At 60.0% G+C, this 12,174-nt stretch carries 12 protein-coding genes; 6 read left to right on the forward strand and 6 right to left on the reverse strand.

Translation table 11 applies throughout. The annotated features are described in order from the left end of the window. Positions 1-19: 19 nt before the first annotated feature. Positions 20-1,327, reverse strand: coding sequence for a CitMHS family transporter (locus DFS28_RS00455; RefSeq protein ID WP_111448154.1), 1,308 nt, complete (start codon positions 1,325-1,327; stop codon positions 20-22). 361 nt (positions 1,328-1,688) lie between these two features. Here DFS28_RS00455 and DFS28_RS00460 point away from each other — a divergent pair, with 361 nt between their 5' ends. Beyond that, positions 1,689-2,090, forward strand: a complete 402-nt coding sequence (locus DFS28_RS00460) for a GFA family protein (protein ID WP_111448155.1) — start codon at positions 1,689-1,691, stop codon at positions 2,088-2,090. Positions 2,091-2,095: 5 nt separating this feature from the next. Here DFS28_RS00460 and DFS28_RS00465 read toward each other — a convergent pair whose 3' ends face one another. Next, complete coding sequence (locus DFS28_RS00465; protein WP_111448156.1) at positions 2,096-2,422, reverse strand: DOPA 4,5-dioxygenase family protein; 327 nt, start codon at positions 2,420-2,422, stop codon at positions 2,096-2,098. An 82-nt stretch (positions 2,423-2,504) separates the two neighbouring features. Between DFS28_RS00465 and DFS28_RS00470 the strand changes: the two genes are divergently transcribed. Next, positions 2,505-3,176: an NAD(P)-dependent oxidoreductase gene (locus tag DFS28_RS00470; protein WP_111448157.1), complete on the forward strand. Its 672-nt coding sequence runs from the start codon at positions 2,505-2,507 to the stop codon at positions 3,174-3,176. Here the strand turns inward: DFS28_RS00470 and DFS28_RS00475 are convergent. Next, positions 3,163-4,113, reverse strand: a complete 951-nt coding sequence (locus DFS28_RS00475; protein ID WP_111448158.1) for a LysR family transcriptional regulator — start codon at positions 4,111-4,113, stop codon at positions 3,163-3,165. The genes DFS28_RS00470 and DFS28_RS00475 overlap by 14 nt on opposite strands. 114 nt (positions 4,114-4,227) lie before the next feature. On the opposite strand from DFS28_RS00475, the gene betC reads away from it, so the two are divergent. The 3 genes from betC to DFS28_RS00490 all read left to right on the forward strand — a co-directional run bounded on the left by betC (position 4,228) and on the right by DFS28_RS00490 (position 8,511). Then, on the forward strand, positions 4,228-5,742 hold the full coding sequence (gene betC, locus DFS28_RS00480; protein WP_111448159.1) for a choline-sulfatase: 1,515 nt from the start codon (positions 4,228-4,230) through the stop codon (positions 5,740-5,742). Between the two features lie 16 nt (positions 5,743-5,758). Continuing rightward, a complete protein-coding gene (gene choX, locus DFS28_RS00485) occupies positions 5,759-6,679 on the forward strand; it encodes a choline ABC transporter substrate-binding protein (RefSeq protein WP_008155658.1) in 921 nt (306 codons plus the stop codon). Positions 6,680-6,942: 263 nt separating this feature from the next. Next, on the forward strand, positions 6,943-8,511 hold the full coding sequence (locus DFS28_RS00490) for a SulP family inorganic anion transporter (RefSeq protein WP_111448160.1): 1,569 nt from the start codon (positions 6,943-6,945) through the stop codon (positions 8,509-8,511). Positions 8,512-8,601: 90 nt separating this feature from the next. Here the strand turns inward: DFS28_RS00490 and aroE are convergent, their stop codons facing one another. Then, positions 8,602-9,423 carry a shikimate dehydrogenase gene (gene aroE, locus DFS28_RS00500; RefSeq protein WP_111448161.1) on the reverse strand — a complete coding sequence of 274 codons (822 nt, stop codon included), beginning with the start codon at positions 9,421-9,423 and terminating at the stop codon, positions 8,602-8,604. A 13-nt stretch (positions 9,424-9,436) separates the two neighbouring features. Further along, positions 9,437-10,351, reverse strand: coding sequence for an oxygen-dependent coproporphyrinogen oxidase (gene hemF, locus DFS28_RS00505; RefSeq protein WP_111448162.1), 915 nt, complete (start codon positions 10,349-10,351; stop codon positions 9,437-9,439). A gap of 164 nt (positions 10,352-10,515) precedes the next feature. On the opposite strand from hemF, the gene DFS28_RS00510 reads away from it, so the two are divergent. Further along, complete coding sequence (locus DFS28_RS00510) at positions 10,516-11,493, forward strand: NADPH:quinone reductase (RefSeq protein ID WP_111448163.1); 978 nt, start codon at positions 10,516-10,518, stop codon at positions 11,491-11,493. Between the two features lie 116 nt (positions 11,494-11,609). On the opposite strand, the gene DFS28_RS00515 is transcribed toward DFS28_RS00510, so the two are convergent. Beyond that, positions 11,610-12,167 carry an L-threonylcarbamoyladenylate synthase gene (locus DFS28_RS00515; RefSeq protein ID WP_056738480.1) on the reverse strand — a complete coding sequence of 186 codons (558 nt, stop codon included), beginning with the start codon at positions 12,165-12,167 and terminating at the stop codon, positions 11,610-11,612. Positions 12,168-12,174: the final 7 nt, after the last annotated feature.

Here is a 12,174-nt window from a genome sequence, read left to right on the forward strand (position 1 = left end):
GTCATGGTGAGTCTTGGGCTTATAGAGTGCTGAACAGCGGAAAAATCCCCATCAGCAAAGCGGCGACCAGTATGCACATGCAAACCAGCACTGCCCACTTCAGGGTGAAACGCTGGTGATCACCGAAGTCGATACCGGCCAGGGCCACCAACAGGTAGGTCGATGGTACCAGCGGGCTCAGCAAGTGGACGGGCTGACCGACGATCGAGGCACGTGCCATTTCAACCGCGGTTATACCGTAATGGCTGGCGGCTTCCGCAAGTACCGGTAACACGCCGTAATAAAATGCATCGTTCGACATGAAGAACGTGAACGGCATGCTCACCAGTGCAGTGATCACCGCCAGGTACGGGCCGAGGAAGTCCGGGATGACCGCCAACAGGCTTTTCGACATCGCATCGACCATGCCGGTGCCCGACAGGATGCCGGTGAAGATACCGGCCGCGAAGATCAAGCCGACCACCGCCAGCACGCTACCGGCGTGGGCCGCGACGCGGTCCTTCTGCTGTTGCAGGCACGGGTAGTTGACGATCATCGCGATACTGAACGCCACCATGAACAGCACCGGCAGCGGCAACAGACCGGCGACCAGGGCGCACATCAGGGCCAGGGTCAGGGCGCCGTTGAACCAGATCAACTTTGGACGACGGGCATCCGGGAATTGCGAAACGCTGATTTCACTGTGGTCGATTTCCTCGCCCACCAGGTGCAGCTCACCCAGACGTGCACGCTCACGCTTGCCGTAGAAGTAGGCAATCACGAGGATAGCCAGCACCCCGAAAGCCATCGCCGGAATCATGGGTACGAAGATGTCGGACGGGTCCACGTGCAGCGCACTGGCCGCACGAGCGGTCGGGCCGCCCCATGGCGTCATGTTCATCACGCCACCGGCGAGGATGATCAGGCCAGCCATGATCCGCGGGCTCATGCCGATACGGGCGTAGAGCGGCAGCATGGCGGCCACGCAGATCATATAAGTGGTCGCGCCGTCCCCATCGAGGGAGACGACGAGCGCCAGTACGGCGGTGCCGACCGAAACTTTCAACGGGTCGCCCTTGACCAGTTTGAGGATCTTGCGCACGGCCGGGTCGAACAGGCCGGAATCGATCATCAGGGCGAAGTACAGAATGGCGAACATCAGCATCACACCGGTCGGTGCGAGCTTGGTGATGCCTTCGAGCATCATCGGGCCGATCTTCGGCGCAAAACCACCGAACAGCGCGAACAGGATCGGGATGATGATCAGGGCGATCAGCGCGGAAACGCGCTTGGTCATGATCAGGAACATGAACGTGATGACCATGGCAAAGCCAAGGAAAGTCAGCATGGGAATACTCCAGGCATAGCGCGTCTAGGGAATGGGCGAACCGGGTGGGTCAGCGCAGAACGGGAAGCACGAGGCGTATGGGTGGAGTGACAGCGAAGCGGCGGGTAGAAGAGGACATCAGGATCACCATTGTTGTTGTTAAATGGGCTGTGCGAGCGATAAAACACTGGCATTGGCCAACCGGTCTGTTGCCGGTAGTGGGGGCGATCCTAATCGCGGAAGCTTTCAGCCAGCTTTCGCGGATGAAAGCATTGACCAGATGTGCAACCGGTCGTCGGACCGGGGCAGGGATGTTAAACCGAGTTGACGCCTTCGACTTGCTCGCGAAGACGTCGGAACATACGCAACAGGAGGAAACAGAATGGGCGAAGTTCATACGGGCGGCTGCCACTGCGGACATCTGCGCTATCAATTCAGCGGGCCTTTGCACGACATCGCCCACTGTCATTGTTCGATTTGCCGACGGGTCAGCGGCGGGATCGTGACCACCTGGATCACCGTGCCCGCCTCAGCCTTTGAATGGGTGAAAGGAACGCCAGCGCAGTACAACTCTTCAACCACCTGCGTGCGGTATTTCTGTGGCAACTGTGGGGCGCAGCTGGCGCTGGTCTCGCACCTGAGCCCGGACAGCATCGACGTGACCATCGCCACCCTCGATCATCCCGAGCACGCACCCGCCGAAAGGCATATCTGGACTGACAACCGACTGCCCTGGCTGCATCTGGATGAACATTTGCCCGGCGAAGCCGAGGAACAGTTGTAAACTGATCAAAAAACAGACAGATCCAGTGGCCGAATCGCGCCCATCCAGATCGCATGCTCGGTGTGGTCGAGCAGATCGTCGCCGGTGTCCGGGTGCAGGAACACCACCAAGCCTTTGCGGTTGAGCGCAAGCCATGGCAGCACGTCACCGATGTATTGCGGCTCGAAGGCCAACTGGCAGCTCCAGTCCGGGTGCGGGCCCACCGGCCGTTCATGGACGCGGCCCATCCTCACTGGAAACAGTTGCGCGGCCTGCTCACACAAGGCTCGCGCCTGAGGAAGGGTACTGGCGTCGAAGTAGACATGGGCGTGGTAGCCCTTGATCTGCTGCATTTGAAACCCTCTGAACCGAGTCGAACCGGCGTTGTTTCCCACAGGTCACACGCCATAAAGATAGGAAGAACGGAGCACGGCCATGAAAAATGCCGAAACCCCGGTGGTGAAAGTGGTGCTTTATGGTGCCATGAGTAGCCTGGGCAGTGCGCTGATGGCTGAAATGCTGCGGCGCCAACATGAAGTGATCGCGATTCTCGATGACCTGACGGCGCTCGCGCCGCGCCCGGGACTGCGGACCAAGACCGGTGATTTGTTCGACGCCAAGCGGGTCAAGCAAAGCGTCGCCGGGTGTTCGGCGGTGATTTGTCTGCTGGATGCACCTGGGTTGCCGATGAACAGCGAGCACGTGGAAAAATCCATCGTGCCCGGCCCGGTCGAGCAAGTGCTGGCGGTGGATGCCCTGATCGATGGCATGCAGGCCTCAGGGATTGCCCGACTGTTTCTGGTCGGCGATTTCGAGGCACTGGACGATCCGGAGATAGAAGATCGACTGCAACGTCACGCCGCCGAAGAAATCCGCGAGGCCCTGCAAAGTAGCACCTTGCACTGGACGCTGGTGAATGCGCCGCGCGGGGTGCCTGGGCTGACCATCGAACATTTCAGCCACATCAGCCGCAGCCTGGAGCCGGGCCTCGCCGAACCGCTTGAACGGTTGAGCCGGGTGGCTGTGGGGATTGCTGATGAGTTGCGGTTGAACCTGCATGTCGGCCAACACGTGACCTTCGTCGCGACCGAGGCTATACAGCGATAGACGGCAACGGCAGGCCATTCAACGATTGCGCACTGCTGGCCTGCTCAGCCATCAGCCAGTCAACAAACTGTTGAATCAGCGCACCACGCCGTTTCCGCTGGGGCAGGACCACGTAATAGCCGAGCCTGGAAATGACCGTTTCCGCAATCGGTCGGCACAACAAACCTTGCGCCAGCAAGTTATCCACAAGGTGCCGCCACCCAATCGCCACCCCTTGGCCGCCAATCGCCGCTTGAATCAACAGCGTGTAATTGTCGAAGCGCAATTGCCCTGGCGCCGGTGCCGAAGCGATCCCCAATTCCCGAAATACGCCGCTCCAGTCGAACCAGTTACTGCTGTTCTCGCCGCGAAGGTGCAGCAGCGGGAACTCGAGCAATGACTGGGATGGCAAGGGCAGAGGGCGATCCTTCAACAGCAGCGGGCTGCACACCGGAAACACTTCTTCGCTGAACAGCCAATGGCTTTCGCCCTGTTTGAATCGGCCATCACCAAACAACACCGCCACATCAATATCAGTGCGCAGCATGTTGAGGCTGCGTTCACTGGTGACCAGGCTGACGTCTACTTGAGGATTGGCGGCATGGAAGCGGTGCAGGCGCGGCATCAGCCAATACGCCGCGAAAGCAAAATCGGTGGCGACCTGCAACACTTCATGTTGGTGCTGTGCGCTGATCGCGCTCAATCCTGCGTCGATGTTTTGCAATCCGAGCTGAACCTGCTCAAACAGGATCGTCCCGGCCTCGGTCAGTTCGATGCCGCGATAGATCCGGTCGAACAGCCGCGTCCCGAGTTGTTCTTCCAACCGTTTGATCTGCTGGCTGATGGCCGGTTGCGTGGTGCCAAGCTCCACGGCGGCCGCGGTGAAGCTACGCTGACGGGCCGCCGTTTCAAAGGCGCGAAGCAAATCCAGAGACAAATCACCAAGGGCGTCATACATAAGCTGTGCTTATCCTAGTCATTGCCGCGCATGGGCTTTACCACAAATTGCGTGGGCTACATGCTCAATCACAGCACTCTCGCATAAATATTCACTATGGAATGCCGCGATCACATGAAGCGCAAAAATATTCTTTTCATCATGGCCGATCAAATGGCCGCGCCAATGTTGCCGTTCTACGGCCCTTCGCCCATCAAACTGCCTAATCTCAGCCGCCTCGCCGCCCAAGGCGTGGTGTTCGACGCCGCTTATTGCAACAGCCCATTGTGCGCGCCGTCGCGTTTTACCCTGGTCAGCGGTCAGTTGCCGAGCAAGATCGGCGCCTACGACAACGCGGCCGATTTCCCCGCCGACGTACCGACTTATGCCCACTACCTGCGTCGACTCGGCTACCGCACCGCGCTGTCGGGCAAGATGCATTTCTGCGGCCCGGATCAGTTGCACGGTTATGAAGAACGCCTGACCAGCGACATCTACCCGGCCGATTACGGCTGGTCTGTGAACTGGGACGAGCCAGACGTGCGTCCAACCTGGTTTCACAACATGTCTTCGGTGCTGCAGGCCGGGCCGTGCGTACGCACCAATCAGCTGGATTTCGACGAAGAAGTGGTGTTCAAGGCTCAACAGTACTTGTTCGATCACATCCGTGAGGATGGCGATCAGCCGTTTTGCCTGACCGTTTCCATGACTCATCCACACGACCCGTACACCATTCCCAAGGCCTTCTGGGATATGTACGACGACGCCGACATCCCGTTGCCTGAAACCCCGGCGCAGACCGAACTGGATCCGCATTCCCAGCGTTTACTCAAAGTTTATGACCTGTGGGACAAACCACTGCCTGTGGATAAGATTCGCGATGCACGCCGTGCGTACTTCGGTGCGTGCAGCTATATCGACAGCAACGTCGGCAAACTCCTGCAAACACTCGAGGAAACCGGCCTGATCGACGACACCATCATCGTATTCTCCGGCGACCACGGCGACATGCTCGGCGAGCGTGGGCTCTGGTACAAAATGCACTGGTACGAAATGGCCGCCCGCGTGCCGCTGTTGATCAGTGCGCCGGGGCAATTCGGGGCTGGCCGGGTCAGCGCGGCGGTCTCCACGGCCGATCTGTTGCCGACCTTCGTCGAACTGGCCGGCGGCTTGCTGGAGCCAGGACTGCCGCTGGACGGCCGCTCACTGGTCTCGCACCTGCAAGGGCAGGGCGGTCATGACGAGGTCTTCGGCGAGTACATGGCTGAAGGCACTATCAGCCCGCTGATGATGATTCGCCGTGGCGCCTACAAATTCATCTACAGCGAAGACGACCCTTGCCTACTCTTCGACGTACACAACGACCCGCGCGAACTGGAAGAACTTAGCCAGTCGCCGCAACATCAGTCGCTTTTCGATGAATTTCTCGCCGAAGCCCGGGCCAAATGGGATATCCCGGCGATCCACCAACAAGTGCTCGCCAGCCAACGACGCCGACGTTTTGTGGCCAAGGCATTAACCATCGGCAAGCTGAAGAGCTGGGATCACCAGCCGCTGGTGGACGCCAGTCAGCAGTACATGCGCAACCACATCGACCTCGACGATCTGGAGCGTAAAGCACGTTATCCACAACCCTGCCAAAACCAATAATGTTAAGGGGAATGCCATGCGTAGGTTATCCACAGCAATGACGGTCGGGCTTCTGGCTCTGGGCAGTGCATCGGCGTATGCCGATCAGAGTTGCGAGACGGTGAAAATGGCCGACCCTGGCTGGAGCGACATTGCCGCCACCAACGCCATCACCGGGTTTCTGCTGGACGGCATGGGCTACAAGGCCAAGGTCGACACGCTTGCAGTGCCGATCACCTTTGGCGGCTTGAAAGATGGTCAGGTCGACGTGTTTCTCGGTAACTGGATGCCGGCACAACAGGGTTTTTACGACAAGTTCGTGGCCACCGGTGATGTCACGCAACTGGCGAAGAACCTCGACGGCACCGAATTCACCCTCGCGGTCCCGGATTACGTCTGGGACGCGGGTGTGCATAACTTTTCCGACCTGAACAAATACGCCGACAAGTTCGACAAGAAGATCTACGGCATCGGCTCCGGCGCTCCCGCCAACATCTCCTTGCAGGAAATCATCAAGAAGAACGACTTCGACATGGGCCAGTGGAAACTGGTCGAGTCCAGCGAGCAGGCCATGCTGGCCGAAGTGTCTCGCGCGGTGAAAAAACAGAAGTTCGTGACCTTCCTCGGCTGGACCCCGCACCCAATGAACGTGCAACTGAAAATGCATTATCTCAAGGGCGGCGAGAAGTACTTCGGCGATACCGGCAGCGTTCATACGCTGACCCGCAAAGGTTATGCACAGGCCTGCCCGAACGTCGGCAAACTGCTCACCAACCTGAGTTTCACCCAGGAAATGGAGAACAGCATCATGGCTGAGGTGGTGAACAAGAAAGTCAGCAATGCTGATGCGGCCAAGGCATGGATCAAGGCGAATCCGGCGGTGCTGGATAAGTGGCTGGACGGGGTGAAGACCGTGGATGGGAAGGATGCGTTGGGGGCGGTGAAGGCGAAGCTTTAATTGGGTGATGCTGGATTCTGTGTCTGGTTCAGGATCGACCCCTCACCCCAGCCCTCTCCCCATAGGGGAGAGGGGAAAGGGAGCAGATCTCCGGTGTTTTTCGGACCTGAGTTCGCCTCGTTATTTCAGGTCGCAGTATTCCGAACATTCAACACGGTCAGTCCCCTCTACCCTCTGGGGAGAGGGCTGGGGTGAGGGGTGGATTCATCTGACACTCCTCACAACCCTGCTACCCTTGCGCAAAATCTCACCCGAGAGGACCCATGGCCTTTCCAAGCCGCCATTCGCTCTTCCCCTTCCTCAGCTGGATGCCTCGGCAAACCCGCGCCAGTGTCGGTCGTGACCTGATTGTCGGTCTCAGCGGCGCGATTCTCGCGTTGCCGCAATCCATTGCCTACGCGCTGATCGCCGGTCTCCCACCTGAATACGGTCTGTACGCGGCGATTATCCCGGTGCTGATCGCCTGTCTCTGGGGGTCTTCGTGGCATTTGATCTGCGGTCCTACGGCGGCGATTTCTATCGTCTTGTACGCCAGCGTCAGTCCTCTGGCCGTTCCGGCGTCAGAGGACTACGTCACCCTGATCCTGTTGCTGACGCTGCTTGCCGGCATTTTCCAGTGGCTGCTCGGTTTGCTGCGCTTCGGCGCCTTAGTGAATTTCGTCTCGCACTCGGTGGTGCTGGGTTTCACCCTCGGCGCGGCGGTGGTGATTGCCATCGGCCAACTGCCGAATTTGTTGGGGCTTGATTTGCCCAACCAGGCAACAGCGCTGAACAGCTTGATGATGCTCTTCAGTCACCTCGGCGAAGTGGATAAACCGTCGCTGATGCTGGGCCTGGCGACGGTCGTCGTGGGCGTGATCCTGAAATTGCTCCTGCCGCGCTGGCCGACGCTATTGATCACCCTGGTGCTGAGCGGATTGCTGGTCTGGTTCTGGCCATCAATGTTCAGTCATGTGAAGTTGGTCAGCGCGTTTGTCGGGCGGCTGCCGCCCTTCAGCCCGCTGCCGCTGGATCTGGACCTGATTCTGCGCTTGTTACCCAGTGCGGTGGCGGTGGGCATGCTCGGGCTGGTCACCAGTCTGTCGATTGCCCGATCCTTGTCGGCCCGCTCCCAGCAGTTGCTCGACGCCAATCAGGAAGTCCGCGCCCAGGGTTTGTCGAACATGGTCGGTGCGTTTTTTTCCGGATCGCTGTCAGCCGGTTCCTTCACCCGCTCGGGCCTGAGCTACGAAGCGGGCGCCTGCTCGCCGATGGCCGGGGTTTTTTCGGCGGTGTGGGTGGCGCTGTTCGCCATCTTCGGCGCGAATTTGATCGCGCACATTCCGATTCCGGCCATGGCCGGCAGCATTCTGTTGATCGCCTGGGGGCTGGTGGATCATCGCGGCATTCGCGCGTTGTTGCGGGTCAGCCGCGCCGAGTTCCTGGTCATGGCGCTGACCTGCGTCGCCACGCTGCTGCTGGAATTGCAGACCGCGATCTACGCCGGGGTGCTGGCTTCGCTGTTCTTCTACCTCAAACGCACCTCGCAACCACGAGTCCAGCATTGGCAGGATGGGGATGAAGACATTCTGCGGGTTGGCGGTTCGATCTTTTTCGGCGCCAGCCATTACCTGCAAGTACGCCTACAGCGGATGCACGGCGCACGCGTGGTGATCGAAGCGCAGCAGATCAACTTCATCGACTATTCAGGCGTGGAGATGCTGCATCAGGAAGCGCGGCGGCTGCTGCGGCAGGATCGCAGCCTGACTTTGCGGCGCGCGCGGCCGCAGGTGGTGGAAGAGTTGCGGAAGCTGGAAGGGGCGGAGAAATGCCCGATCCGGTTTGAGGACTGATCTGAAATCGGTGTCGCGGCCATTCGCGAGCAAGCCCGCTCCCACAGGTTTTCGGTGATCCTTGTGGGAGCGGGCTTGCTCGCGAAGCTTTTAAAGGGCCAACTGCCGACGCAACTCGGCCAGCACCGGCGCCGTATCCGGGCGCACGCCGCGCCACAGGAAGAAGGCTTCTGCCGCTTGTTCAGCGAGCATCCCCAAGCCATCCATCGATACCGCCGCGCCATGTTCACTGGCCCAACGGCAGAACGAGGTCGGCTCCTTGCCGTACATCATGTCGTAGCACACCGTTTTTCCCGGCTCGATCAAACTGCTGGCAATCGGCGGTACATCCCCTGACAGACTGGCGGACGTCGCGTTAATGATCAGGTCCACCGACTCCTTCAACCAATCAAAACCACTGGCCGACACCGGCCCCAGGTCGGCGAACAATTCCGCCAACAGTTCGGCTTTTTCCACCGTGCGGTTGGCGATGATCACCGAGGCGGGTTGCTCGGCCAGTAACGGCTCCAGCGCGCCGCGCACCGCGCCACCGGCACCGAGCAGCAGGATGCGTTTGCCCTTGAGGCTGAAACCGGCGTTGATCGTCAGGTCCCGCACCAGTCCGGCGCCATCGGTGTTGTCGCCCAGCAGGCTGCCATCGGCCAGTTTGCTCAGGGTATTCACCGCACCGGCGCGTTGCGCCCGCGCCGTCAGGCTGTTCGCCAGACGATAGGCTTCTTCCTTGAACGGCACCGTCACATTCGCCCCGCGACCTTCGAGGAAAAACGTCCGGGCGCAGGTGGAAAAATCGTCGAGGGGCGCCAACAACGTGCTGTAGTCCAGTTTTTGAGCCGTCTGCTCGGCGAACAGACGGTGGATCAACGGCGACTTGCTGTGGCCAATCGGGTTACCGAATACGACGTAACGGTCCATCAGAATTCCTCGTTCAGGCCTTGACCAACCAATCACGGTCTTGCAGGAAGTACTCGGTCAGCCGTGCTTCTTCGCTGCCCGGCTCGGCTTTCCAATCGTAACTCCAGCGAACTTGCGGCGGCAGGGACATCAGGATCGACTCGGTACGCCCACCCGATTGCAAACCGAACAGCGTGCCGCGATCGTAGACCAGGTTGAACTCAACGTAGCGCCCACGGCGGAATTCCTGGAATTCACGCTGTTTGGCGGTAAACGCATCGTTTTTGCGGCGCTGCACGATCGGCAGGTAAGCGTCGATGAACGCATCACCGATGGCACGCATGAAGGCGAAACAAGTGTCGAAGTCCCATTCGTTCAAGTCATCAAAGAACAGGCCGCCGATGCCGCGCGGCTCGTGGCGATGCTTGATGTGGAAGTAGCTGTCGCACCAGGCCTTGTAGCGCGAGTAGACGTCCGGACCGAACGGCGCGCAGGCCTGCTCGGCGACGCGGTGCCAATGCACGCAGTCTTCTTCATTGCCGTAGTAAGGGGTCAGGTCGAAGCCACCGCCGAACCACCAGACCGGTTCTTCGCCTTCTTTTTCAGCAATGAAAAAGCGCACGTTGGCGTGGGACGTCGGCACATGCGGGTTGTGCGGGTGAATGACCAAAGAGACGCCAAGGGCTTCGAAGCCACGGCCGGCCAGTTCTGGTCGATGGGCGCTGGCGGACGGTGGGAGGCCGCTGCCGAAGACGTGGGAAAAGTTGACGCCGCCCTTTTCGATGACAGCACCATTTTCGATCACCCGGGTGCGACCGCCACCACCGGCAGGCCGGGTCCAGGCGTCTTCGACGAACTGCGTGCCGCCGTCTTCAGCTTCGAGGGCCGCGCAAATGCGGTCTTGCAGGTCGAGCAGGTAGGCTTTTACGGCCTCGGTGCGGGTCGTCATGTCATCACCTTGAATCGGGCAAAGCTACGCGGCGCTCCATGGGAGCGGGGGCCGGCGCAAATGGGCGCGTAGCATAACATCGCAGATGGGCCTGCCGCAGTTGACGAAGATCATGGTTAGGAGTCCGATAGGGAGCTTCGCAAGACGACCTAAGGAGAGTTCTGATGGCAAAGCGTATCCAGTTCCGCGCCCATGGCGGCCCCGAAGTGCTCGAGTATGTCGATTACCAACCCGCCGAGCCCGGCCCGCAGCAGGTTCGCGTCACCAATAAGGCCATCGGCCTGAATTTCATCGACACCTATTACCGCAGCGGTCTCTATGCACCGCCAGCCCTGCCATCGGGCCTGGGCTCGGAAGGCGCGGGCGTGGTCGAAGCGGTGGGCAGTGAGGTCACCCGGTTCAAAGTGGGTGATCGCGTGGCGTATGGCAGCGGTCCGTTGGGCGCTTACAGCGACGTTCACGTGTTGCCGGAGGCCAATCTGGTGCACCTGCCGGACGCGATCAGCTTCGAACAGGCCGCCGGCGTAATGCTCAAGGGCCTGACCGTGCAGTACCTGTTGCGTCAGACCTATGAACTCAAGGGTGGCGAAACCATCCTGTTTCACGCTGCCGCGGGTGGCGTTGGCTCCCTGGCTTGCCAATGGGCCAAGGCCTTGGGCGTGAAGTTGATCGGCACGGTCAGCTCACCAGAGAAAGCTGCGCTGGCCAAGGCCAACGGCGCTTGGGCAACCATCGATTACAGCCATGAAAACGTCGCACAGCGCGTACTGGAATTGACTGACGGGAAAAAAGTCCCGGTGGTGTATGACGGCGTGGGCAAGGACACTTGGCTGACTTCGCTGGATAGCGCGGCGCCTCGCGGTCTGGTGGTGAGCTTCGGTAATGCGTCGGGCGCGGTAGACGGGGTGAACCTGGGGATTCTGTCGGCGAAGGGTTCGTTGTACGTGACCCGCCCGACCCTGGCGACTTACGCCAACAACGCTGAAAACTTGCAGCGTATGGCGGATGAACTGTTCGAGATGATCATCAGCGGCAAGCTGAAAGTGGACATTAGCCAGAAGTATCCGTTGGCCGAAGCGGCGAAGGCGCAGACCGAGTTGTCGGCGCGACGTACGACTGGTTCGACTGTTTTGTTGCCTTGAGGACGCCATCGCGAGCAAGCCCGCTCCCACAGTGGATCGTTGTCGAACACAAATTCTGTGTTCACTGAAGATCTCATGTGGGAGCGGGCTTGCTCGCGAAGAACGATGATGCGGTCTTAGTCCGGGCGCACCACGTGGCCGGTCGCGAGATCGCGAATCACGCTCGGATTCTTGCGCCCACCCAGATTCCCACCCAACACGTAATCCACCTGCCCACGGAAATACTGCTCGACGCGAATCCGCGTCCGCGCCGCCGGTTGGCCCTGCGGGTTGGCCGACGTTGAAACCAACGGCCCGACCACCGCGCACAAATCCCGCACCAACGGGTGATCGCTGACCCGCAGCGCCACCGTTTCATGCACGCCGGTAATCCACTGCGGCAACATATTCTGATGCGGCACCAGCCAGGTGTTCGGCCCTGGCCAGGTGCTGGCCATGCGATCCATCCACAATTCAGGAAAGTCTTCGAAGAGGAAGTCGAACTGGCGAATGTTGTCGGCTACCAGAATCAACCCTTTTTCCACCGACCGACCCTTGATCGCCAGCAGACGATAGACCGCCTCTTCGTCCCACGGGTCGCACCCCAGACCCCAGACCGCCTCGGTTGGGTAGGCAATCACCGCGCCTGCGCGAATGGCTCGTGCGGCTTGTTGCACACGCCAACTGTTGACCATGAAAAAC

Origin of the sequence: Pseudomonas sp. 478, from assembly GCF_003254125.1 — a bacterium.
In the GTDB taxonomy this organism is placed as follows: domain Bacteria; phylum Pseudomonadota; class Gammaproteobacteria; order Pseudomonadales; family Pseudomonadaceae; genus Aquipseudomonas.

Excerpts from the sequence above, each read along its gene's own strand:
- DFS28_RS00455 (WP_111448154.1), bottom strand. The coding sequence starts at position 1,327 with ATGCTGACTTTCCTTGGCTTTGCCATGGTCATCACGTTCATGTTCCTG.
- DFS28_RS00460 (WP_111448155.1), top strand. The coding sequence starts at position 1,689 with ATGGGCGAAGTTCATACGGGCGGCTGCCACTGCGGACATCTGCGCTAT.
- DFS28_RS00465 (WP_111448156.1), bottom strand. The coding sequence starts at position 2,422 with ATGCAGCAGATCAAGGGCTACCACGCCCATGTCTACTTCGACGCCAGT.
- DFS28_RS00470 (WP_111448157.1), top strand. The coding sequence starts at position 2,505 with ATGAAAAATGCCGAAACCCCGGTGGTGAAAGTGGTGCTTTATGGTGCC.
- DFS28_RS00475 (WP_111448158.1), bottom strand. The coding sequence starts at position 4,113 with ATGTATGACGCCCTTGGTGATTTGTCTCTGGATTTGCTTCGCGCCTTT.
- betC (WP_111448159.1), top strand. The coding sequence starts at position 4,228 with ATGAAGCGCAAAAATATTCTTTTCATCATGGCCGATCAAATGGCCGCG.
- choX (WP_008155658.1), top strand. The coding sequence starts at position 5,759 with ATGCGTAGGTTATCCACAGCAATGACGGTCGGGCTTCTGGCTCTGGGC.
- DFS28_RS00490 (WP_111448160.1), top strand. The coding sequence starts at position 6,943 with ATGGCCTTTCCAAGCCGCCATTCGCTCTTCCCCTTCCTCAGCTGGATG.
- aroE (WP_111448161.1), bottom strand. The coding sequence starts at position 9,423 with ATGGACCGTTACGTCGTATTCGGTAACCCGATTGGCCACAGCAAGTCG.
- hemF (WP_111448162.1), bottom strand. The coding sequence starts at position 10,351 with ATGACGACCCGCACCGAGGCCGTAAAAGCCTACCTGCTCGACCTGCAA.
- DFS28_RS00510 (WP_111448163.1), top strand. The coding sequence starts at position 10,516 with ATGGCAAAGCGTATCCAGTTCCGCGCCCATGGCGGCCCCGAAGTGCTC.
- DFS28_RS00515 (WP_056738480.1), bottom strand. The coding sequence starts at position 12,167 with ATGGTCAACAGTTGGCGTGTGCAACAAGCCGCACGAGCCATTCGCGCA.